This is a genomic window from Pseudoxanthomonas suwonensis (assembly GCF_000972865.1).
Classification (GTDB): Bacteria; Pseudomonadota; Gammaproteobacteria; order Xanthomonadales; family Xanthomonadaceae; genus Pseudoxanthomonas; species Pseudoxanthomonas suwonensis_B.
Map to the genome: position 1 here is coordinate 1,829,208 of NZ_CP011144.1, position 24,175 is coordinate 1,853,382.

Consider the following 24,175-nt stretch of genomic DNA (forward strand, 5'->3'; position numbering starts at 1 on the left):
GAAGACGGAGAAAGCGCGGGAGAAGCCTGCGTCGCCATTCAGTACACCCCCACGAGGTTGAGGAACCAGCCCTTGTGGTCGTAGTCGAAATCGGTCAGGTCGTCGCTGAACTCGGTGAAGTTGTAGCCGGCGCCGATGCGGAAATTCTTGCCGATGTCGCGGTCCAGCCCCACCAGCCAGCCCTGCCGGGTGCCGCCCGACTGCACGTCCAGCCAACGGTACTCGGCCAGCGCGTGCCAGGCATAGACCACCTCGTAGCGCAGCTGCAGCGCGGCGAAATCGGTGGCCGAGTCGAACCACGCGCCGCTGCCGCGTCCGTAGCGCGCCTCGCCCTCGCGCCGGGCGAGCTTGCCGGCGACCTCCCAGTTCTGGTCGTGGCGGTACACGCCCTCGAACGACAGCACCTGGGTCTTCTGGTCGTAGTCGTTACCGCCCACCTGGCCGGGACTGGCCAGGTCGTACAGGTAGGTGTAGCGGCCGAACAGCTCCCAGCGCACGCTGTCCCAGGGCCGCCAGGCGAAGCCAGTGTTGCCCTCGATGAAGCGCGCGTCGGCGAGCGGGTCGCGGTTGTCGTCGGTGTCGGCGTAGTTCAGCCGCGCGGCGATGCGCAGGCTCTCGCTGAGCTTGTGCACCAGACGGTGGGTGCTGACCCACTGGTCGCGGTCCTCGGCGCCGCGGTCGCGGCGGTACTCCAGCTTGCTCTGCCAGTCGGTGTCGGCCGAGGTGCGGCCGCCGTTGAGGCTGACCGCGCTGCGGTCGATGTTGCCGCCGCCGGCGTTGGTCAGTTCGCCGTCCTGCAGGGTGAAACCCAGGTTCCAACCGACGCCGGGATAGAAATCCATGCCGAAGGTATTGGCCAGGCCCTCGGAGCCGTCGGGATCCTTGAGGTACTGGCTCTCGTTGAACAGGTTGGCCTGCCGCGACAGGCGCCAGCGCTGGCCCACCGTCCAGCCGTTCTGCCGGTTCGGATTGAACAGCGAGTCGTAGCGCCGGGTGTCGGTGGACCAGGTGTAGCTGCCGTAGATCGAATGGTCCGGCTGCAGGCGGTATTCGGCGGTGAGGCTGGCCGCGTTGCCGCGGTCGCCGCTGCTGACCTCGCCGCCCACCGACGACAGGTTGCCGAACAGGTAGCGGCCGCCGACAGCGAGGGCGTTGTTGTCTTCGTAGCGACCGTCGTCGTCGTCCAACGTGACCTGCGCCAGTCCGTACAGTTCCAGGCTGCTGCCGAAGCGGTGGCTGTACTTCACCGCGCCCAGCAATCCGGTGGCGTCCACGCCGGCGCGGTCCTCCTGGACCCGGCGCAGTTCGGTGCTGAAGGTGCCGTCGTCGCTGACCCGCCATTCCAGCAGGCCCTGCACCTGCACCAGCGAGTCGGCGCCGCGCTCGGCCTCGCTGTAGCGCGAATACAGCTTGAGGTTCGGCGTGATCCAGCCCAGCACCTCGGCGCCGTACTCGGTCACCTCCTCGCCCGGATCGAAGCGGCTGATCGAGAACCCGCCATCGACCCGGCGCCACCACGCCGCCGTGCTCCAGTCCTCCTCGGTCCAGCCCAGTTCCTTGAAGTTGGCCCGCGCTTCCAGCGCCCGCGCCTCGCCCTCGCGCGGGCCCAGCGGGTTGGTCTGGACGAAGCTCAGGCCGCCGTTGTCGGAGAAGAACACCGGCGCGCTGTAGGACTCGGTCCTGGCGTACTCGGCCTTGAGGTAGGTGCCCTTGCCCACCTGCAGGGTCAGGTCGCCGCCGGCCAGGGTGTAGTCCTGGCCCGCGCGGTTCTCGTCCACGTAGGTGACGCCGAGGCCGACGTGGTCGCCGAACCAGTGCTTGCCGCGCACGCCGGCGGTGATGTCGTCGGCGTCGAAGCCGGTCGGGATCCATTCGTAGTCCACCAGCAGGCGCTGCTCGAAGCCGTCCAGCGGGGTGTCGCGGGTCAGGGTCGGCACGTTGTCGCGGGTGATCTGCGCCAGCGGCCGGCTCAGGATCACCCGCCCCTGCATCTCGTCGATCTCGTAGTCGGCGCCGCGCACCAGCACGACGCGGTTCTCCACCCGGCCGGTGGTGGTGTCGCGGATCTCGAGCGTGACCGCCTCCGAGCCGGGCAGGATGTCGGTGTGGCGCAGGTAGTACAGGCTGCCGCCGGTGCCGATGAACTGGCTGTGCCCGGGCGCGGTCTGCGCCTGCGAGCCGAACGCGCGCAGTACCGTGGCCGGGTCGCCCCAGGCGTTGGCGCGCAGCGAACGCCAGGACAGCGCGCCGCCGTACAGCGAACGCACGTACTGGCCGTATTCGGTGCCGGTGAAGCCGGTGGCGTAGTTGCCCCACAGCGCCTGGTTCTTGTCCCAGTCCACCCGCAGGTAGAAGCGGCCCATCGTGTCCACGTCGCGCCAGGTCGTGGAGTCGTCGCCGTACACCGGGTAGTACAGGTCCGGGTCCAGGCGCCGGAAGATGTCCTGCGGATCGGCGTTGCCGAAGCCGTCGAACAGGCGCTCCAGGTCACGCTCGGTGGTGTCGGCCTGGGCGGTGACCAGGTAGCGGCCCTTGTACTTGGCCTTGCCGTAGAACGCCAGGCGGCCGTCGCTGATCACGTCGTCGGCGTAGCGCGGGTCGACCGAGGCGCGGTCGACCGAACTGCTGACCTTGTTCTGGGCGATGGTCACGTCGGCCAGGCCGATGCCGAAGAAGTACTCGCCGCTGACGTCCACCGACAGGGTGTGCGCGTAGTCGCCCTGCGCGCCGGTCAGCGCCACCTCGAAGTCGTGCTGGCCGACCGGCATCAGGTACTCGGCGACGAACTTGCGGTCCAGGTCGACCGGATAGCTGTGGCCGTCGATGGTCAGGCTGGCCCGGTCGGGCAGGTTGCGGCCGTGGATGCGCACCCGCGAGCCGTTGAGCGCGATGTTCTGCTGGCGCAGGCCGTTGCCGGCGAAGACGTTGTCGAGCAGGCGCTGCGATTCGGCCTGCTCGCCGCTCAGCGCGGTGCCCAGCGAGCGCTCGGTCGCCTCGCGCAGGCGCCGGTTGCCGCCCTCGGCTTCCTCCGGCAGCACCAGCTGCATCACCTGCGGCCAGGTCTCGTCGACCGCGCCGCCGGCACCGTACGCGCGCAGCACGTAGATCAGCGGGTCGCCGGTGCGGAAGCGGTAGCGCTCCGGCAGCTGGCCGTCCCATTCGCCCTCGGCGACGGCGGCCACCTCCAGCGGCACGATGGCGATCGGTTCGATCAGGTCGCCGTCGCTGCCGCGGTAGATCGCGATCTCGTAGCGTTCGACGAAGGCGCTGTAGTTGCCGCGCGCATAGAACCGCACCGGGCGGGTGATGCGCTGGCCGTCGAACGGCAGCAGCGAGGTGGCCGATACCGACAGTTCCGGAAGGCCGGGATTGGGATCCTCGGTGACCCAGATCACCCCGCCATCGGGCAGCGCCACCGAGAACCGGCCCAGGGCGGTGACCTGGCCGGGCCGCTCGCGCTCGACGGTGACGCGCCGGTCCGGCGCCAGCGCGCGGCCGGTGGCCGGCGCGCCCGGCGAGGTGGCCGGCAGTTCCTCGCCGCGCGTGCGCAACCGCAACAGGACGCCCTCGTCGCTGCTGCAGCCGGCGTCGTCGCACGCCGGTTCCGGCACGGCGCCCGCTGGTGGCGCGGTCTCGCCAGCCGGGAGTGCATCGGCCGGGGTGGTGGCGGCCGGCGCCGGATCGGCGGCCTGCGCGTTGGCCGCCGGCGCCAGTCCGTACAGCACGCCCAGCAGGGCGGCATCGAGCAGTCGCAGGCGCAGGGTCATGGCGTGCCCTCCGCTGCCGGGGGACCCAGCGGCGCGCCCGGGTCGGACTCGACTTCCACGGTCAGCCGTGCGCGCACCTCCGGCGGCAGCCGCTGCGCCAGCGCTTCGTAGACGGCCTTGGCGCGGCGCAGGCCGAGCGCGGCGTTGTACTCGCGGCTGCCGCGGCGGTCGGCATGGCCGATGATCGATATCGCCTCGCCGCCGCTGGCCGCGACCTGCCTGGCCAGCTCGTCGAGCAGCGGGTCGAAGCGCGGCGGGATGGTGGCCTTGTCGGTGTCGAACAGGAACGTGCCGAGCACGGTGCCACCCTCGCCGATGCCGGCGAGCAGCGAGGCCGGGTCGTCCGGATCGGCGCGCACGCTGATTGCCACCTGCGGGCGCAGCGACTCGTCCAGGCGTTCGCCCAGCAGCGCCTGCACCGCGGCGGCACGGGCCAGGGCCAGCGCCCCGGTCTCGCCGCTGGCGTCGATCACCACCTCGCCGCCACCGTGGCGGCGCACCTGCTCGGCCATGCTGTCCACCACCGCCAGGTAGCGCGCCTGCACCTGCGCGCTGCCCGGCGCGAACACCACCGTGCCCAGCGTCATCTCCACGTCGCGGCGGCCCTCGATGACCTGCTCGGGCAGGCGCACGCCGAAGTCGAAGCGGGTCGGCACGCCGCCGGTGATGCGGCGCACCTTCGGGTTCTCGGTGGTCAGTTCCGAACCCGGCGGGAGCGTGGCGGTGTCGACCTTGAGCACGAAGTTGCGGCCGCGCGCGGCCCGGCCGGCGTCGATGCCGACCAGGTGGTAACGGCCGTACTGGTCGGTCTCGATCAGCAGGCCCTCGACCGAGGCGATGCGCACGCCGGGGATGCCGCGCTCGTCGATGCCTTCGTTGCGCACCACGTAGTCGACCTGGTAGCCGTCGGCCGACTGCGCGACCTGGCGGCGCACGGTCGGCGCGGCCGCGGTCAGGCCCTTGGCGGCGTCGCCCCGGGTCTCCAGCGTGGTGCTGCCGTCGGCGGCCATGCGCACGGTGGCGCCCTGCGCGCTGGTCAGCACGAAGTCGCCGGTGAAGTCGGGTTCGCGCAGGCGCTGGCGGATCACCACCTCGTGCGCGGCGGCCGGATCGGCCGGCGACTGGCGGCCTTCGATCCGGCCCAGCTCGAGGCCGCGCAGCAGCGGCGCGCTGGCGTCGGGCACGGACTGCGCGCCGGCGCCGCGGTCGATCGTGGTCGAGCCGGCGATGTACGCGCCGGGGGCGAAGCCGCCCTGCACGCGCACGCCGGTGAGCGCGGCGCTGTCCTGCCAGGCGTCGCCGTCGCGGTCGTTGAACACCGTGCCGGAGATCAGGCTCTCGTCGAGCATCGGGTCGCTGCCCAGCACGACCTCGGCGGTGGCCACGTTCGAGGCCGGTCCTTCGTAGGCCGGGTCGTACGCCACCGCACGGTTGACCTGCGTGCCCGGCCGCACGCCGGCGCCGACCCGCATCAGGTAGCTGATGGTGGCGGTATTGCCGGCGGCCAGGTCGATGTCGGAGATGCGCAGCGGCGAGATGCCGGTGGCGGTGACCAAGCCGTCGTCGTCGCGGCCCTGCAGCGAGCCCTCGACGTAGGTGAAGCCGGCCGGCGGGGTGTCGATGATGTAGCCGTCGACCAGGTCGATCTCGCCGGTGTTCTCCAGGGTCAGGGTGTAGCGGACCAGGTCGCCGACGTTGACCTGGCGCACCCCGGCCACCTTGGTCAGGTACAGCTGCGCCGGCTCGTTCTGCACCTCCACCTGCGCCGCGGCGTTGGCGGTGACCTGGATGGTGCCGCTCACCAGGCCGGCGTCGCCCTGCGCCAGCACGGTGTTGACCAGCAGGCCGATGTCGGAGTGGACCTCCTCCTCGGTGATGACGTGCTCGTAGCTGTCGCAGCTGGCGACCTGGCCGGGCACCAGGGTGGTCGGCGCACAGGCCAGCGTTACCGGCGCGCCGCCCTGGAAGGTGTCGGTGACGGTGACGCCGGTGAGGGTGACGTTGCCGGTATTGGTGGCATTCACCGTGTAGGTGACCACGTCGCCGATGTTGCCCTTGCCGGGCGTGGCGTTGTCCACGGTCAGCACCGCGGTCTTGGTCGTGGCGATGGCCGGGCGCTGGATCACCGGGGTGACGATCTCGGTGGCGCAGGCCGGGTCGGCGGAACCGGCCGGACAGGCCTGCGGTGGCAGCGGCGGCACGTCCGGCGGGGCCTCGGTCTGCACGGTGGCGGTGTTGAGCACCTGCCCGGCGTCGGCGTCGGCCTGGGTGACGGTGTAGGTGGCCACCAGCTCGCAGGTGCCGCCCGGCGTCACCAGCGGGCAGGTCAGGCTGTCCGGCGTGGTGATCGGATCGTCGATGGTGACGTTGGCCAGCGGCACGTTGCCGGTGTTGGTGGCGGTGACGCCATAGGTGAGCGTGTCGCCGACGCTGACCTCGCCGTTGCCGTCGGCATCGTCGTTGGCGGTGAGTTTCTTCTCCAGCGCGATCGACGGGCGGCTGACCGGATGGATCGTGTCGCAGACCGTGCAGGTCGGTTCCGCGTCGCCGCCGGCGGGGTTGCTGGGCACGACCACGTTGCGCGGCGCACCGGTGGCGTCGGCATCGACCGTGGCGGTGTAGGTGAAGTCGTAGCTGCCCGGGAGGGTCCCGGCCGGCAGCACGCAGGTAAGCGCGCCGCTGCAACTGTAGGCGCCCGGGTTGGTGACCGCGCCGAAGGTCAGGCCCGGGTCGAGGGTGTCGACTAGGGTGATGTCCTCGGTCGTCACCGAGCCGCTGACCACGGTGGTCACGGTGTAGGTGATGAGCGTGCCCGGATTGACCGGCGTGGCGCTGGCCGGCGTGGAGGCCTTGGAGACCGTGCTGGTGGAGGCGACCACCGGGTTGTCCGTGTCGCACACGGTGCAGGTCACCGGCGGATCCACGCCGGGATCCTTGCTGGCCACGACGTTGTTGCCCACCGATCCGGTGGCGTCGGCGGCGACGGTGGCGGTATAGACGAGTGGGTAGCTGCCCGGAGGCGTGCCGGCCGGCAAGGTGCAGACCAGCGGGTTGGCCGCGTTGCAGCCGAAGGCGCCGGCACTGGTCACCGCACCGAAGGTCAGGCCCGGGCCGAGGGTGTCGGTGAGCGTGACCGGCTCGTGCAGGCTGGCATCGGCGACGGTGGCGGTCACCGTGTAGGTCAGCACGTCGCCGGGCGCCACCTCGGTGCCCGACGCCGGATCGACCGCCTTGGCGACGGTGGTGACCGCGGGAACGACGGTCACCTCGGCATCGTCGGGTCCGCTGTCCACGCTGCCGCCGGCAACGGTGCCGCTGGCCACGGCGGTATTGGTGATCCGGCCGGACAGCAGGTCGGCCTGGGTCACCACGTAGCTCGCGGTGCAGGTGGTGCTTGCCGCGGGAGCCAGCGTGGTCACCGCGCAGGTGGGTGCCGGCACGGTACCGGAGCCGCTGAACGCGGTCTCGGTCACGACCAGCGCATTGACCGTCACGCCACCGGTGTTGGTCACCAGGAAGGTGTAGTCGATGGTGTCGCCGACCGCGGACACGCTCGTCGGCGTGGCGGCCTTCTCCAGGCTGAGCCCGGGCACGGCGGTGGCGGTGACGACCGCATCGTCCTCGTTGGTGAGCAGGGGGATGCCATCGGGTGGCGTCACCTGCGCACGCGCGGTGTTGGTCACCTGGCCGGCGTCGATGTCGGCCTGGGTCACCGTGTAGCTGGCCGTGCAGGTCACGCTGGCGTTGGGCGGGTAGCTGCCGGCGGGGCAGGTCACCACCGGCCAACCGCCGGTGCCGCTGAACGCGCGCTCCTCCACCACCGGGTCGGTGACGGTCTGGTTGCCGGTATTGGTGATCAGGAACTCGTAGGTGACCTGCTCGCCGGCCGCGGCCACGGTCGTCGGGGTGACTTCCTTGGCCAGCGACGCCGAACGCAGGTTGTCCACGGTGACCTGGGCATCGTCGTCGTTGCTGGCCACCGGCCCGCCCGGGCCAACGGCATTCGCCCGCGCCACGTTGTCGATGCTGCCGGCATCCATGTCGACCTGGGTGACCTGGTAGGTCGCGGTGCAAGTGACCGAATCGCCCGGCGCCAGGGTTCCGGCAGCCGGCCCGCACACCACCCCGGTCATCGTGCCGCTGCCGCTGAAACCCGCCTCCTCGATGGCGATCGCGTTCACCGTTACGTTGCCGGTGTTGGTCACCTCGAAGCTGTAGGCCAGCACCTGGCCGGCGGTGGACACCTGTGTCGGCAGTACCGACTTGACCAGCTGGAGTTGCACGTCCTGGTCCACGGTGACGGTGGCACTCGACGGCGGGCTCGGCACGGCGGTGCCGTCCGGCGCCTGGCCATTGGCCGTGGCGGTATTGGTGACCTGGCCGGCGTCCAGGTCCGCCTGGGTGACCGCGTAGGCGGTGCTGGTGCAGGTGGTGTCGGCGCCGGGGGCCAGTTCGCTCACCGGGCAGGTGATGGTCGGCGCCGTGCCGGTGCCGCTGAAGGCCGTTTCGGTGACCGACAGGTTGTCGATGGTGACGTTGCCGGTGTTGGCCACCAGGAACGAATAGCTCACCGTGTCCCCGACCGCCGTCACGGTCGTGGGCGACGCGGTCTTGGTCAGGGCCAGGGCGGGCGCCGCAGCGGCGGTGAACTGCGCGCTCGATGGCGCACTGGCCGCGGGGCCGGCGTTGGTGGTGGTGCCGTCCGCTTCGGCGGTATTGGTCACCACGCCGGCGTCGATGTCGGCCTGGGTGGCGGTATAGGTGGCGGTGCACTGCACCCGTTCGCCCGGGGCGAGCGTGGTGCGCGCGCAGTCCGCGACCGGTGGGCTGCCGGTGCCGCTGAAGGCCAGCTCGGTGACGACCAGGTCGTTGATCGTGGTGTTGCCGATGTTGCTCACCTGGAAGATGTAGACCACCTGCTGCCCGGCCTGGCTGACGGCAAGCGGCAGCACGGACTTGGCCAGGTCCAGCTGCACCTGGGCATCGACATCCACATCGGCGGCGTCGGGCGCGCTGACCACGCTGGCCCCGCCCGGATCGGTGCCCGAGACGGTGGCTTCGTTGTGGATCCCGCCCTGGTCCACGTCGGCCTGCTGGACCGTGTACGTCGTCGTGCAGGTCGTCGCCTGGCCGGGCGCGAGCGTGAGGTCCGCGCAGGTCGGCGGCGTCAGTGCACTGGTGCCGTCGAACGCGGTTTCGTTGATCTGCACGCCGTCGATGGTGATGTTGCCGGTATTGGTCACCTGGAAGGTGTAGGTCACCACGACGCCGGCCTGCGACACCTGGCTCGGCGAGACCGACTTGTCGAGAACGAGTTCGGCGAACTGGTCGCCGGTCACGCGTTTGCTGGACGTCACCGGGCCGACGACGTTGTCGCCCGGGTCCAGCGCCGTGGCCTGGGCGGTGTTGTTGACGAAGCCGGCGTCCAGGTCGTCCTGGTTGAAGACATAGGCGGCGGTGCACGCATAACTGGCCCCAGGCGCCAGCGCCGCCGGCTGGCCGCTGCAGTCCGGCACGGGCGCCGGCGTGTTGTTCCCGTCGAACGCCGTTTCGGTGACGGCGATGGTGTCCAGGGTCACGTTGCCGGTGTTGGTGACGGTGTAGGTGTACGCGATCGGCGTATCGGCCACGCTCACCACGTCCGGGGTGGCGGCCTTGACCAGGGTCAGCGCCGCATTCTCCAGGACGGTCACCTGTGCCTGGTCCTGGTTGCTCTCCACCGGCACCGCCGTGGGCGACTGGCCGGTCGCGGTCGCGTCGTTGACGATCGAGCCCTGGTCCAGGTCCTGCTGGGTCACGCTGTAGGTGGCGTTGCAGTTGGCGACCGCCCCCGGCGCGATGCTGGTGGGCGAGCAGGAAATCGCCGACACCGCGCCGGACCCGGTGAAGTCGTCCTCGCGGATCGCGATCTGGCCGATCGTGACGTTGCCGGTGTTGGTGACCTGGAAGGCATAGCCGACCTGCTGGCCGACCGCGGACACCGTGGTCGGCGTGGCGGTCTTGACCAGCGCCAGCGCCGGGCTCTCGGCCAACGCCGTGGTGGTCGCATCGTCATCCGTGACCGCAGCGCCGCTGGGCGGGTTGCCCGACGCGGTGGCGGTGTTGCTGACGCTGCCCGCGTCCATGTTCGCCTGGGTAATCGTGTAGGTACGGCTGGCGCAGGTCATCGACGCGCCCGGTGCCAGCTGGCCCGGTGGGCAGCTCACCGCCGCCGGGTTCAGGGACGGGTCGTTCAGGGTGATCGTGGACAGCGTCACGTTGCCGGTGTTGGTGACCACGAAGCCGTACTGGATGGTGTCGCCGGCGTCGGTGACCGACGGCAACGCACCCTGCGCGGTGGTCGGGGCGGCAGCGCTCTTGTCCAGCTGGATCTGCGGGCCGGCCGCGAGCGGGACGGTCGCCGTGTCCGGCGCGGAGGTGACGCGGGCGCTGGCGGGGGGCGTGGCCGACGCGGTGGCGGTGTTGTCGATCACGCCGTTGTCCATCTCGGCCTGGGTGATCGTGTGCACGCCGGTGCAGGTCGCCGTTTCGTTCGGGCCGGCGGCCTCCAGGACAGTACGGTCGCAGGTGACCGGCCCGTTCAGGTTGGCGTCGTTGATCACCAGCTGGGTCAGCGTCTGGTTGCCGGTATTGGTCACCACGAAGGTGTAGGTAATGGTGTCGCCGGCGTCGGTGACGGCCGCATCGAGGCCCTGGTCGATGCTGGGGCTGCCCGCGGTCTTGACCAGCGCCAGCGTCTGCACGGGAATCGGCAGCTGCACGGTGGCCGATGCGGTGGCCCGGCCTCCGTTCCACAGCGCTTCGGCCGTGTTGTCGATATCGCCGTCGCCGCCGCCGTTGGTGTCGAAGTCGAGCGGCGTCGACAGGTAGGTGCCGATGCAGGTGAAGTCTTCTCCCGGCGCCAGCGAGGTGATGGGCGTGGGCGGCGTGCAGCTCAGCGACGGCACGCGCGGGTCGACCACGCGTACGTTGGTCAAGGTGATGTTGCCGTTGTTGGTACCGGTGATGGTGTAGACGATCGGATCGCCGGGCAGCGCCACCGAGGCCACGTCGGCGGCCTTGCCGAAGGCCAGCGAGGGATTCTTGACGATCGGGATCGACAGGGTGCTGGTGGCCTGCAGGTTGACCGGGCCGGACGGCCCGCTGACGGTGACGCCCGTCGCCGCCGCGGCGTTCTCGATGGACGTTTCCGTGTCGATGTCGGCCTGGGTGACCGCACGCGCCGTCCCCGTGCAGACCACGTCCACGCCGGGCTGGCCACTGCCGCCGAACAGCACCGACGCACCCGGCGGCAGGTTGACCGCTGGCGAAGCCGGACACGCCAGGCCCAGCGTACCGTCGCTGACGGTGACGTCGTTGACGGTGACGTTGCCGGTATTGGTCACCCGGAAGCTGTAGTTGACCGTCAGCGGCGCGGCGATGCTGGTCACGTCCGCCTGCTTGAGCAGGGTGATCGCCGGCTGGCGGACCGGCAGGGTGACTTCGTTGACGTCCGAATTGGTGAGGATGTCGGTGGTGCCGGCCACGGTCGCGCTGACGGTGGCGCGGTTGTCGATCTGGCCGTCGTTGGGCTTGAAGTCGGTGCTGCCGCTGTCGATGTCGGCCTGGGTCACCGTATAGGTGCTGCTGGCGGCATCGCAGGTGAACGTCACCGTGCCGGCGGGCGGCAAGGAGGCGATCGGGTCGCAGTCCAGGCCGGGCAACAGGGAATCGGTGATCGTCAGGTTCAGCAGCGTCGTATTGCCGGTATTGGTGACGTCGAAGCTGTAGAGGACCGGCGAATTCGGTCCGGGCACCGAAACCACGTTCGAGCTCTTGCGCAGGAACAGGCCCGGCGCGCGCGCAGGCAGGTCGACGATCCAGTCGTCGGAGTCGGTCGCCGTGACCGGATTGCCGTCGTCGAGGTACGTCGCCTGTCCCGTGACCGTGTTCAGGATCACGCCGCTGTCGGCGACAGGATTGCCCTGGTTGTCGATGTCCTGCTGCTGGACCGTATAGACATGGGTTCCGTTGCAGCTGAACGTCGCCGTCTGCCCCGGCGCCAGCGTCGGGATGACGTCGCAGGCCAGGGCGTCGATGACGGTGTCCTGGACGATCTGGGCGTCGGTGAGGGTGACCTGCGAATTGTTGGAGGCGGTGAAGGTGTAGGTGATCTGTTCGCCGACGCTCGAGACGAAGGTCTTGTCGGCGGTCTTGATGATGGTCGCCGTGCCCGGTCCCGTGTCGATGTCGACAGCGGCGGTGTCGGTGTCGACCACCGGCCGGCCGTCGTACGTGCCGGCGGCGGTGGCGGTATTGACCATCACCCCGCCCGCATCGATGTCGGCCTGGGTCACGGTGTAGGTGGCCGAACAGGTGGCACTGGCGCCGGGCGCCAGGTCGAACGGCGCCGCGGGCGTGCAGGTGATCGGCCCCAGCCCTGCCTTGGGGTCGACGACTTCAATGCCGGCCACGGTGACGTTGCCCGCATTGGTGACCGTGAACGAATAGGTGACGACCTCCCCGGCGGCGCTGACGCTCGCAGGACTGGCGGTCTTGTCCAGGTGCAGGCGTGGCGCCGGCGGATCCAGCGGCGTCGTTTCGCTGGCCTCGCCGCTGGCGCTGCCACCGGTCGGACTGGTGCCGGTCCCGAAGGCGATGTTGTCGATGTTGCCGCTGCCGCCGCCGTAGCTGTCGATGTCCGCCTGGGTGATTACATAGGTGTTGCCGGTGCACAGCACGTCCGCCGGCGGCGCGGGGCTGCCGACCAGCACCGATTGTCCCGGCGCCAGCGGCCCGATCGGCCCGCAGCTGAGGCCGGGCAGCAGCGGATCGACGATGGTGACGCTCTGGATGGTGGCATTGCCGTTATTGGTGATGGTGAAGTTGTAGGTGATCGTCTCCCCGGCGCTGCCCTGACCGCTGCCATTGGTGTCGGCCAGGGTGCCGCTCTTGCTGAAATCGGCCACGAAATCGCGCGCGGGCAATGCCGTTTCCGCATCATCGGTGTCGGTGATCGTGGCACCGTCCGGATCCGTGCCGCTGGCATCGGCCGTGTTGGTGACGAAGTCGTCGTCGCTGCCATCGCCGCTGCCGAAGCGGTCGATGTCGGCCTGGGTGACGGTGTAGGAACCGGTGCAGCTGACCGTCGCGCCGGGCACCAGCGTCGCGGGCAATGACGGATTGCAGCTGAGCGTGCCCTGGCCGACCAGCAGCGGATCGTCCAGGGTCACATTGTCGAGCGGGACGTTGCCGTCGTTGGTGATGGTGATCGAATAGGGAATCACGTCGCCGGCGGCGTTGACGCTGGTCACCGTGGTGCTCTTGTCGACCACGAGCGACGGCCGTGGCACGAACGTGTTGCTGTAGGTGCAGGTGACAGGGACGCCAGCATCGGCGTCGGCGATCGAGATGGTCAGGCCGTTACCCAGATTGGTGTCGGTGCCATCGCAACTCACATTGCTGTCGAAGTCGGCCGCATTGCCGGTGGTGAAGCTTTCGGCCGGCAGTTGGCCGGTCTCGAAGGCGAACACCTCGAACGGGCCGACCGTGGTGGCGGTCGGGTCGGTCGAAGTGAACGGGGTGCTGTTGTTGATGAAACCCGTGGTCGCCGGGATGCTGACCGTTGCCCCGGTCACCGGGCCACCCCAGACCTTGCGCACGTACAGCTCGGTGCTCTTGCGGTCGTTGGTGAAGGTGCAGACGATCGGCCCGTCGGTCGCGCCCACGGTCAGCGTGCCGCGGGTCGGATCGCCCGGATCGTTGACCAGCCCGCTGGTGTTGGTGCAGGCCAGGGTTTCCAAGTACAGGTTGGAAGTGATCGTGCCGAACGATTCGTCGATCGTGATCACTTCGCCGGCATACGCCGTCCAGACCGGACCGCTGTCGGTCTGGCTCGGGCCGCCGCTGGCGCTGGAATTGAACGTACCCTTGCCGCTGGCCACCAGGCTGACGGTATCGCCCGGCAGGCCGTTGAGCCAGGTCTTCTGCAGCTGCAGCGTGGTGCTGTTGCGGGTGTTGGCGTAGGTGCACTGGATCGGCTGGCCCTGGTCGGCGGGCAGCACTTCCAGGGTGTTGGCGACCTTGCCGTCGGTGCCGGACAAGGCGCCGCCCGAGCAGGACACTGCCACCGTGTAGTTGGCCAGCGCGCCGGCGGACATGGTCTCGGCCGGCAGGGTGGCGATCTCGCCCGCATACACGGTCGCCGTGATGCTGGCTGCGCCGACCGAAGCGGTGGAGGTGAAGGCGTTGGTGTTGTTGAGCAGGCCGGTGGTCGCGGCCAGCTGCGCCTGGTCGCCGCCGCGGCTGTTCGGCCCCCAGACCTTGTTGAGCTGCAGCGTGGCCTGCAGCCGGGTGTTGGTGTAGCGGCAGGTGATCGTGGTGTCCGCCGCGCCGACGGTGAGCTGGTCGCCGGCGAGCGGCGTGCCGTTGCCGCTGCAGCTGAGCACGCTGGTGTAGTTGGCGGCATTGGCCGCGGTGGCGAAGGTTTCGGACAGGGTGAGGGTTTCACCGGCGTACACCTGCTGCGCCGTCCCGGTATCGGTCTCGGTGGCGGTGTCGGCGCTGGAATCCAGCGTGACCGGACCGTGCAGGCTGCCGCTGGCCGAGACCTGCGCCTGCTCGCCCACCAGGGCGTTCACCCAGCGCTTCTCCAGCACCAGGTTCACCGGCCTGCGGGTGTTGGTCTGGGTGCAGGTGATGGCCGTGTCGCCGCCGGCGACGGTGAGGGTGTTGCCGGACAGCGGTATGGCGTTGCCGGTGCACGCCATGGCCGCGGTGTAGTTGGCGGGGCTGCTCAGGGTTTCGGTGATGGTGCCCGACTCGCCGGCATAGACCACCACCTGTGCGCCGGTGGTGCTGTTGCCGCCGGTCGCATCCGCGGTGGAACTGACCGTGGCCGGGAAGGTGAAGCCGTTGCTGGTGACCGTCGCGGTGTCGCCGGGCTGGGCGTTCACCCAGGTCTTAACCAGCTGCAGCTGGGCGGAGCGCCGTGTGTTGGTCGCCGTGCACGTCAGCGAACTGTCGGCGGGCATGATGAAGGTGGCGCCGATGGTCGCCCCTATCACCCCGTCGATGTCGCGCACGCAGGTCAGCGCGACCGTGTAGTTACCCGCCGACGCGGCCGGGGAGAAGACCTCGGCCACGGTCACGGTCGAGCCGGGCTGCGCCACGGCGGTGGCCGGCGTGGTCGTGCCCGACACGGCTGATGACCCGGGTACCGCGTTCTGCACGCCGGGGCCGGAGATGGTGAGCTGGACGGAGTCGCCGGGCCTGCCGTTTTCCCAGGCCTTGGTGAGGGTGACGCCGCGGTAGACCGGATGGGTGGTGGTGCAGGCGGCCGGGCAGCTGTCGCCGCCGGTGGCGCTGTTGGCCACCGCCAGCCCGGCACTGGGCAGCACCGTGGCGCCGTAGGTGACCGAGTACGTGCCGGTGGTCCCGGCCGGGACCACGCACTCGACGTTGCCGCCGGCCTGGGTGCAGCCGGCGGGCAGCGGCGTGACGGGTTGCAGGCCTGGTCCCGGCGTATCGGTGATCAGGATGGGGGCCGCGGTGGTGCCCGCGGAGATCGTCGCGGTGATCGTGTACTGGATGGTGTCGCCGACCGCGACCGGCGTGCCGCTGGCGGGGCTGGCGGTCTTGCCCAGGGCCACGGCATAGACGCCGACCGTGACGCTGTCGCTGTTGTCTGACGGGTCGTCCGCGACCCCGGCCGGCAGCGACACCTGCGCGCCGTTCTGCACCTGGGTCTGCGCATGCGCCGGCACCGCGCCGCAGGCAAGCAGGGCCATGCCCATCACCCAGGCGACACTCCGGTAACGCAGTCCCTGCATTGCCAGCATCCGCTTCAGCCCCCGGTTTCCCCGGCTTGGCCGCGCGTTCGCAGGCACCCCTGACGCCACGGCCGATCCGGTTGTCACGCGACCACTGAACCGGTCGCGCGCCCTACACGAGTTCAAGCATGCGAAGCATTGCGTGCGGTCGGTGGCCGCCACGCACGTCCAATCATTTCCGACAAGCCAATGGGCACGGCGGTGTCGCCCGCGATCCAGGAGCGGACGAAACCGGCATTCGACGTTTCAGAAGCGCGGGCCATCCCAGTCACCGCCTTACCCCGGAAAGTCCTACATCGATGATGGCGCCCAGGTGCGATGCGATCCGGATGCCGCATGGGCGCGCACGTGTGATCCTGCGCGCCTAGTTAGGTGCGCCGTACCCGGGCTGTCAAGACAGATACCGCTAATTTAGGCTGGATTCGGCGCGGATAGGTCGTCACAAAGCTGACCAAGTGCGCATGCTCATCGCTGCGTAGATCCGATGAACCGGTCATCTGCACTATGCGACTCGTTGTCCGCTTTGCGGTGCAAATCCGTTACACCGAAGCACCCCGGTGCACGATGCCGGGCGGATGCCGGCGCCGCGGCGTTCCGTGCGTTGCCTACGCCTTGGGCAACGGCAGGCCGGCGGACGCCTTCACCGTGCGCAGCACGAAACTGGAGTTGACGTCGGCCACGCCGGAGGCGTTGAGCAGGCGGTCGAGCAGGAAGCGCGAGAAGTGTTCGAGGTCGCGCACGTAGACGTGCAACAGGTAGTCCATGTCGCCGGTCAGCGCGTGGCAGGCCACCACCTCGTCCCAGCCCTGCACGTTCTCGACGAAACGCTCGATCCCGGGCGCGCCGTGCTTCTCCAGCTGCACGCGGACGAAGGCCTGCAGCCCCAGCCCCAGCGCCTGCGGATCCAGCCGCGCGGCGTAGCCGGCGACCACCCCGGCCGCCTCCAGCCGCTGGATCCGGCGCAGGCAGGCCGAAGGCGACAGGTTCACCTGCGCCGCCAGGTCGGCGTTGCTGGCGCGGCCGTCGCGCTGCAGCAGGGCCAAGAGACGCAGGTCGGTGCGGTCGAAACCGTGGGTGGCGGCCATTTGTTGCCTCGCAACATCGTTTTCACGCAACAAGATTGCACGCCCAGGGTGAATACGCGCAACTTCGCAATCCTGTTGCGCCATTTCCGGCCTACGCTGGGCGGACCTGCCCGCAGGAGCCAGCACGATGAACGACGCCAATGCCCCGCGCCGCGTGGAGCACCAACAGACCGACAAGGGCTACGTGCCGGTCTACACCACCGCCGTGGTCGAACAGCCGTGGCTGGACTACAGCGCCGACGACCACGCCACCTGGGGCACGCTGTACGCGCGCCAGCGCGAACTGCTGGCCGGCCGCGCCTGCGACGAGTTCCTGCAGGCGCAGGACGCGATGGGCATGGACGCGCGCGCGATCCCGCGCTTCGACCAGCTCAACGAAGTGCTGGGCGCAACCACCGGCTGGACCCTGGTCGGGGTCGAGGGCCTGCTGCCGGAGCTGGACTTCTTCGACCACCTGGCCAACCGCCGCTTCCCGGTGACCTGGTGGATCCGTCGCCCGGACCAGATCGACTACATCGCCGAGCCGGACCTGTTCCACGACCTGTTCGGCCATGTGCCGCTGCTGATGAACCCGCTGTTCGCCGACTACATGCAGGCCTACGGCCGCGGCGGAGTGAAGGCGCACGGCATCGGCCCGGAGGCGCTGCAGAACCTGACCCGGCTGTACTGGTACACGGTGGAGTTCGGGCTGATCCGCCAGGCCGACGGACTGCGCATCTACGGCGCGGGCATCGTCTCGTCCAAGGGCGAGTCGCTGCACTCGCTTGAATCGGCGGCGCCGAACCGGATCGGCTTCGAGCTGGAGCGGATCATGCGCACCCGCTACCGGATCGACACCTTCCAGAAGACCTACTTCGTGATCGACAGCTTCGAGCAGCTGATGCGGGCGACCGAACCGGACTTCACCCCGATCTATGCGCGGCTGGCGACGCAGGACACGATTCCGGCAGGCGAGGTGCGCGAGGACGACCACGTGCACCAGCGCGGCAGCGGCGAGGGCTGGGCGACCGACGGCGACGTCTGATCCCTTTCATCCGCTCCGGGCAGGAGATCGGGCGTCGCCAGTCAGAGGTGATGCCGATCCGCCTTCAGCCCGTCGCCACCGCCGCCAGCGGCAACGGCTCGCGCGCCACGCGCATGGACGAGCTCGGCGCCTTGAGCAGTTGCACGGCCAGCTGCCGCGCGGCCACGCGCAGTTCCGGCACAGCGGTGATCTCCCACAGCTGGCCGCGCAGCAGCGGGCCGATGCAGTAGAGCCCGCGCACCGGCGCACCGGTGCGGTCCAGCACCTCGAACTGCGGCGTCGCGCGCAGGCCCAGGCCGAGCGGGTCGGCGCTGATGGTGCCGGCGTCGCGCAGCTGGCCGACCAGCGGATGGCTGGTGCGCTCGACGTCGGTGTCCAGGCCGGTGGCGCGGACCAGCACGTCGTACTGCTCGGCCGAGGCGTGCGCCTGGCCGCGCTCGCGGATCACCACCTCGACCGCGGCCTCGCCGCGGCGGGCGCGCAGCAGGCGGCCGGCGCGGATCCGCAGCTGGCCCTGCGCCTGCAGCTGCTCCAGTTCCTCGTGCACGCTCGGCGCCAGCCGGTGGCGGATGATTTCCCAGTACGAGCGCAGGTGGCGCAGGAAGCGCGCGCGCTGCTCGTCCGGCAGCGTCTTCCAGTAGCCCTGCAGGTACGGGCGCAGCGCGTCGACCAGCGCGCGCCAGTCCGGCACGATCGGCGCCAGGCTGCGCAGGGTGCGCAGCAGCAAGGCGACGTCGGCGCTGTTGAGCGCGTGCAGCACGTTCGGCGGCAGCGCGATCGCCGGACCCGGCTCGGGCAGGTGCGCGCGCGGCAGCAGGCCATGCCGCGACAGCGCGGTGATCGGTCCGGTGTGGCCGCGGCGCAGCAGGGTGACCACGGTGTCGGCCATGGTCAGGCCGGTGCCGACGATCAGCACCCGGGCCGCGTTCGGCACCCGCGCCAGCGCGTCTTCGCCGTACAGGTTGCGCTGCCAGGGCCAGGCGATGTAGCCGGGATCGACCAGCAGGCGCGGGCCCACGCCCTGCAGCCGCTGCGGCGGCAGCGTGCCCACCGCCAGCACCACCCGGTCGGTGAGGAAGTCCGAGCCGTCGGCCAGCAGCACCCGGTACGCGCCGCCCTCGCGGTCCACCGCCACCGCCTCCTGCTGCACCTGGTTGAAGCCGGCCAGCGAGACCTGCGCGGCCGACTGCAGCCGCGAGTAAAGGTATTCGCCGTAGACCAGGCGCGGCAGGAAGCTTTCCTCGGCGCGCCGGGTCAGGTTGAGCCAGCGCGCGAACTCGCCGGGCTGGTCCTGGGTCGCGCCCAGGTCGCGGGCGCGCACGTTGAGCAGGTGCTCCGGCCGCGCCTCGCCGTAGGCCACGCCGCGGCCGTAGCCGTCGGGCGTGCCGACCAGGCACAGGTCCACGCCGGTCGGTGCGCTGCGCGCCAGCTCGGTGGCCAGCACGCTGCCGGTGAAACCCGCGCCGATGATCGTGATCCGCATCGCCCAGTCCTCCCGCCCAAGTCAACGAAGGCGCAGTAGACCGGTCCGGCCGGCGGCGTAGGTAAAACCCCGGTTAAGCCTGCCGTTTCCCTGGAAACAGATCGGCAGATGCACATGGCCGATTGGAATGATGGTGATTGGTTCTGAGCCGCCGGGGCGCGGGCGGGTGGCTGCACCCATATGCAACAACCGTGCGGTTCCACGCACCGCGGGCAGAGCCCTCCTCACCCCAACCCTCTCCCCCATCGCTATGCGATGGGGGAGAGGGAGCGCATCAAGCCGTCGGCATGGCGTCCACAACGCGGCCCGTACACTGCCGGGCATGACCTCCCGCACCCGGTACCGCGCCGCAGGCGCGCTCCTCGCCGCAGTCCCCACCCTGGCCGCCGCCGCCGACACCACCCTGCCGCGGGTGGTGGTCACCGCGCGCGTGGACTCGGTATCGGCCTTCGACCTGCCCGCCTCGCTGGACGTGATCGACCTGGGCCGGGACTCGTCACGGCCGCAGGTCAACCTGTCCGAAGTCCTCGGCGGCGTGCCCGGCCTGCTGGCGCGTGACCGGCAGAACCATGCGCAGGACACCCAGCTGTCGATCCGCGGCTATGGCGCGCGCGCCACCTTCGGCGTGCGCGGGGTGCGCCTGTATGCCGACGGCATCCCGGCGACCATGCCCGACGGCCAGGGCCAGCTCGCGCACTTCAGCCTCGCCGCCGGCGACCGGGTCGAGGTGATGCGCGGACCGTTCTCGGCGCTGTACGGCAATTCCTCCGGTGGCGTGGTCCAGCTGTGGAGTGCCGACGGCGGCGACGCGACGCAGGCCGACCTGCGCGCGACCGCGGCCCGCTACGGCAGCGTCGCGGCCAGCGCGCGCCTGCTCGGCAGCGTCGGCGCCAGCGGCTACAACGTGGCCGCGTCCGTGTTCGACACCGACGGCTACCGCGAGCACAGCGCCGCCCGGCGCGAGTCGTTCAACGCCAAGCTGCACCGCGAGCTGCCCGGCGGCGGCCGGCTGGACCTGGTCGGCAACCATTTCCGCTCGCCGCAGGCGCAGGACCCGCTCGGCCTGACCTGGGCGCAGGTGCGCGAGGACCCGCGCCAGGCCACCGCGGTGGCGCTCCAGTACGACACCCGCAAGTCGGTGCGGCAGGACCAGCTGGGCGCGAGCTGGCGCCAGCCACTGGGCGAGGCCGGCGACCTGCGCCTGTCCGGCTACGGCGGCGCACGCGCGGTGACCCAGTACCTGGCGGTGCCGGTGGCGGCGCAGGCCAGCCCGCTCAGCGCCGGCGGCGTGGTCGACCTGGACGGCGGCTACGGCGGGCTCGACGCGCGCGCCAGCTGGCGTGGCCAGGCCGGCGGCGGCGATCTGGAATTCACCGCCGGCGCCAGCGCCGACCGCCAGCGCCAGCGGCGCCGCGGCTACGAGAACTTCCGCAGCGACGGCGCCGGCCCGCCGCTGCTCGGCGTGCGCGGTGCGCTGCGCCGCGACCAGCGCGACAGCGTCGACAACCTCGACGGCTACGCGCAGGGCTGGTGGCGGTTCGCGCCGCAGTGGTCGCTGCTGGCCGGCGCGCGCTACAGCACGGTGCGCTTCCGCTCCGACGACCGCTACGTCACCGCCGCCAACCCCGACGACAGCGGCCGGGTCGAGTATTCGCGGCTGACCCCGGTGGCCGGCCTGGCGTTCGCGCCGCACGAGGACCTGCGCCTGTACCTGTCGGCCGGCCGCGGCTTCGAGACGCCGACCTTCAACGAGCTGGCCTACCGCGCCGACGGCGGCGCCGGCCTGGCCTTCGACCTGCGTCCGGCGGTCGGCCGCAACCTGGAACTGGGCGCGAAGTGGCGGCGCGCCGGCGGCGCGGCGCTGGAGGCGGCGGTGTTCCGCGCCGACACCGACGACGAGCTGGCGGTGGCACGCAACAGTGGCGGGCGCAGCAGCTTCCGCAACGTCGGCGGCGCACGCCGGCAGGGCGCCGAGCTGTCGGCGCGGCTGCCGCTGGCCGAGGCCTGGTCGCTGCAGCTGGCCGCGACCTGGCTGGACGCGCATTTCCGCGACGCCTTCCCGCTGTGCACCGGTACCTGCACCGCGCCGGGCGACATCGTTCCCGCCGGCACCGCGATCCCCGGCGTCGCCGGCCGCCAGGGCTACGCGCGCCTGCAGTGGAACGGCCAGGCCTGGGACGCGGCGCTGGAGGCCAACGCGGTCGGCGCAGTCACGGTCGACGACCGCGGCAGCGCCTCGGCGCCGGGCTACGGCCTGCTGCACCTGGAAGCGGCGCGCCGCTGGGACGCGGGCCAGGGCCGCCTGCGCGGATTCGCCCGGATCGACAACCTGCTGGACCGGCGCCACGTCGGCTCGGTGATCGTCAACGAGGCCAACGGGCGTTACTACGAACCCGGGCCCGGCCGCAGCCTGCTGCTGGGCCTGGAGTGGCAGCCGCGCTAGGCGGGCGCTGGACAGGGCGGCTCGTCACCCGTCCTTCCCGCGGAGGCGGGGAGCACTCCACGACAGCTGCAGGATCACCCGGCGTCCCTGGGTTCTCGAAGGCTCAAGTCACTGGGTCCCCGCCTGCGCGGGGACGACGGGATATCCACGCCCTGCGCGAAGGGCCGGAAGCCTGGTTCCCGCCTGCGCGGGAACGACGGCAGGTCGGCGCATGCCCGCGGCTGCCGCGCTTCGGGCGTATAGTCGCCCTGCCTGCCGCTTCGCCGCCTTCCGGCCCGGAGGGGCCGCGGCCGGATCACCGACCCGAGGTTTCCATGTCGCGCACTTCGCTTTGCCGGAACACCATCCTGCTGGCGCTGCTGGCCGGCGCGCCGGGCGTGGCCGCGGCGGTCGAGCCGCTGGATACGGTCAACTTCAGCATCGGCAGCTACGTCAGCCGCTTCGATACCGAACTGCGCGCGGACGGGCGCCTCACCGACGGCACCAGCATCGACCTGCGCCGCGACCTGGGCCTGGACCCAGACGACACGATCGCCTTCGCCCGGCTGTCCTGGCGGCCGTTCGACCGCCACGAGTTCGGCCTGTCCTACTTCCGCAACGACGTCGACGTCGAACGCCGCCTGCAGCGCGACATCGTGTTCGAGGACCAGGTGTACGAGGCCTCGGCCACCGTGCGCGCCACCTACGACCTGAAAAGCATCGAGGCCTATTACGTCTGGTGGGCCTTCTCCTCGGAGAACTGGGCGCTGGGGCCGCGGCTGGGCTTGACCGTGTACCAGGTCGAACTGGGACTGGACCTGGTCCTGGACGTGAACGGGAATCCGGTCGGCAGCGGCGCCCTGGAGGACTCGTTCAACGGCGACCTGCCCGCACCGACCCTCGGCGCCAGCTGGCGCTGGACCCCGGGCGAGCACTGGCGGATCTCGGCCGACGCCGGCTGGCTGTCCACCGAGATCAACAACATCGACGGCACGGTGAGCTACGCCCGCCTGGGCGTGGAATGGCATCCCTGGCAGCACGCCGGACTGATGCTCGACTACAACGTCATGGACATCCGGGCCAGCACCGAGCGGCGCCATTTCACCGGGCACCTGGACATGAGGAACAGCGGCCTGCGCGTGGGGCTGATCGTCCGCTACTGAGCGGCACGCGGCACGCCCCGTCACAGCCGAAACCGTCGAGGCCGCGACGGCGGCCTGCTACGATTGCGCGGTTTGCGAACGCGCCACGCCCCCAGGCGGCCGCCGGCGCCGCGAGCCCCCTCTCCTCCCCCTGACGCAGAGCCGAGCCGTGTCCTTCTTTTCCAACGTCGAACTGGTCCCGGGCGACCCGATCCTGGGCCTGACCGAGGCCTACAACGCCGACCCCCGCGGCACCAAGGTCAACCTGGGCGTGGGCATCTACTACGACGAACAGGGGCGGATCCCGCTGCTCGAGGCGGTACGGCAGGTCGAGCAGTCGCTGGCCGCCGCGGCGAAGCCGCGCGGCTACCTGCCGATCGACGGCCTGCCGGCCTACACCCAGGCCACCCGCGAACTGCTGTTCGGCAAGGATTCGCCGCTGCTGGCGGCCGGCCGCGTCGCCACCACCCAGACCGTGGGCGGCAGCGGCGCGCTGCGCGTGGGTGCCGAACTGCTGCGCAAGGCGCTGCCGCACGCCACTCTGGCACTGAGCAACCCGAGCTGGGAGAACCACCGCGCGGTGTTCGGCGCCGCCGGCTTCGAGATCGTGGACTACACCTACTTCGACGCGGCCCGCCACGGCCTCGATTTCGACGGCATGCTCGCCGACCTGGACAAGCTGCAGCCGGGCACCACCGTGCTGCTGCACGCCTGCTGCCACAACCCGACCGGCGCGGACCTGACCGTCGACCAGTGGCAGCAGGTCGCCGCGCTGCTCAAGGAGCGGCAGCTGTTCCCGTTCATCGACATGGCTTACCAGGGCTTCGACAAGGGCATCGCCGAGGACGCGGTCGCCATCCGCCTCCTGGTCGAGGCCGGGATCGACAGCTTCGTGGTCGCCAGCTCGTACTCAAAGTCGTTCTCGCTGTACGGCGAGCGCGTGGGCGCGCTGTCGGTGGTGGCCGCCAGCGCCGACCAGGCCAAGGCGGTGCAGTCGCAGGTCAAGCGCATCATCCGCACCATCTACTCCAGCCCATCCACCCATGGTGCCGCGCTGGTGGCCGGGGTGCTGACCAATCCTGAACTGCGCGCGCTGTGGGAAACCGAGTTGACCGGCATGCGCGAGCGCATCCATGCCCTGCGCGAAGGCCTGGTGGCGAAGCTGGCCGCGCTGGGCCATCCCGAGTACGAGTTCATCCGCCGCCAGGCCGGCATGTTCTCGTACTCCGGCCTGAGCCGGGCGCAGGTGGACCGGCTGCGCGACGAGTTCGGCATCTATGCGGTGGGCACCGGCCGCATCTGCGTGGCCGCGCTCAACCAGGAGAACCTGGACTACGTGGCCCAGGCGGTGGCGACGGTCAGCCGCGGCTGAGACGCCCGCTGGCGCGATGCGCGACGAAGGCCCGGCCGATGCCGGGCCTTCTCTTTTCCGCTCCTGTGCA

The 24,175-nt window shown here is 70.7% G+C and carries 8 protein-coding genes; 4 read left to right on the top strand and 4 right to left on the bottom strand.

The genetic code is table 11. The annotated features are described in order from the left end of the window. Positions 1–38: 38 nt before the first annotated feature. The 3 genes from WQ53_RS07715 to WQ53_RS07725 all read right to left on the bottom strand — a co-directional run bounded on the left by WQ53_RS07715 (position 39) and on the right by WQ53_RS07725 (position 16,662). A complete protein-coding gene (locus tag WQ53_RS07715; protein ID WP_201774034.1) occupies positions 39–3,767 on the bottom strand; it encodes a hypothetical protein in 3,729 nt (1,242 codons plus the stop codon). Further along, complete coding sequence (locus tag WQ53_RS07720) at positions 3,764–15,577, bottom strand: DUF7507 domain-containing protein (protein WP_144409265.1); 11,814 nt, start codon at positions 15,575–15,577, stop codon at positions 3,764–3,766. The genes WQ53_RS07715 and WQ53_RS07720 overlap by 4 nt, the downstream gene beginning before the upstream one ends. A 605-nt stretch (positions 15,578–16,182) precedes the next feature. Next, the gene (locus WQ53_RS07725) at positions 16,183–16,662 is read right to left on the bottom strand and encodes an Lrp/AsnC family transcriptional regulator (protein WP_052631608.1); all 480 of its coding nucleotides are present in this window, start codon (positions 16,660–16,662) and stop codon (positions 16,183–16,185) included. Between the two features lie 127 nt (positions 16,663–16,789). Here WQ53_RS07725 and phhA point away from each other — a divergent pair, with 127 nt between their 5' ends. Continuing rightward, entirely contained in the window at positions 16,790–17,686 is an 897-nt protein-coding gene (gene phhA, locus WQ53_RS07730) for a phenylalanine 4-monooxygenase (protein ID WP_052631609.1), read from the top strand. Positions 17,687–17,750: 64 nt separating this feature from the next. Here phhA and WQ53_RS07735 read toward each other — a convergent pair whose 3' ends face one another. After that, complete coding sequence (locus WQ53_RS07735) at positions 17,751–19,169, bottom strand: FAD/NAD(P)-binding protein (protein WP_052631611.1); 1,419 nt, start codon at positions 19,167–19,169, stop codon at positions 17,751–17,753. A 322-nt stretch (positions 19,170–19,491) separates the two neighbouring features. Here WQ53_RS07735 and WQ53_RS07740 point away from each other — a divergent pair, with 322 nt between their 5' ends. The 3 genes from WQ53_RS07740 (at position 19,492) to WQ53_RS07750 (ending at position 24,105) form a co-directional block, all read left to right on the top strand. Then, a complete protein-coding gene (locus WQ53_RS07740) occupies positions 19,492–21,612 on the top strand; it encodes a TonB-dependent receptor family protein (protein WP_052631612.1) in 2,121 nt (706 codons plus the stop codon). A 314-nt stretch (positions 21,613–21,926) separates the two neighbouring features. Next, positions 21,927–22,754, top strand: a complete 828-nt coding sequence (locus tag WQ53_RS07745) for a hypothetical protein (protein ID WP_052631614.1) — start codon at positions 21,927–21,929, stop codon at positions 22,752–22,754. 148 nt (positions 22,755–22,902) lie between these two features. Further along, positions 22,903–24,105, top strand: a complete 1,203-nt coding sequence (locus WQ53_RS07750) for an aromatic amino acid transaminase (RefSeq protein WP_052631615.1) — start codon at positions 22,903–22,905, stop codon at positions 24,103–24,105. Positions 24,106–24,175 lie beyond the last annotated feature (70 nt).

What these genes read in the sequence shown, in the direction of transcription:
- WQ53_RS07715 (WP_201774034.1), bottom strand. Translation starts at nt 3,767, where the DNA reads ATGACCCTGCGCCTGCGACTGCTCGATGCCGCCCTGCTGGGCGTGCTG.
- WQ53_RS07720 (WP_144409265.1), bottom strand. Translation starts at nt 15,577, where the DNA reads ATGCAGGGACTGCGTTACCGGAGTGTCGCCTGGGTGATGGGCATGGCC.
- WQ53_RS07725 (WP_052631608.1), bottom strand. Translation starts at nt 16,662, where the DNA reads ATGGCCGCCACCCACGGTTTCGACCGCACCGACCTGCGTCTCTTGGCC.
- phhA (WP_052631609.1), top strand. Translation starts at nt 16,790, where the DNA reads ATGAACGACGCCAATGCCCCGCGCCGCGTGGAGCACCAACAGACCGAC.
- WQ53_RS07735 (WP_052631611.1), bottom strand. Translation starts at nt 19,169, where the DNA reads ATGCGGATCACGATCATCGGCGCGGGTTTCACCGGCAGCGTGCTGGCC.
- WQ53_RS07740 (WP_052631612.1), top strand. Translation starts at nt 19,492, where the DNA reads ATGACCTCCCGCACCCGGTACCGCGCCGCAGGCGCGCTCCTCGCCGCA.
- WQ53_RS07745 (WP_052631614.1), top strand. Translation starts at nt 21,927, where the DNA reads ATGTCGCGCACTTCGCTTTGCCGGAACACCATCCTGCTGGCGCTGCTG.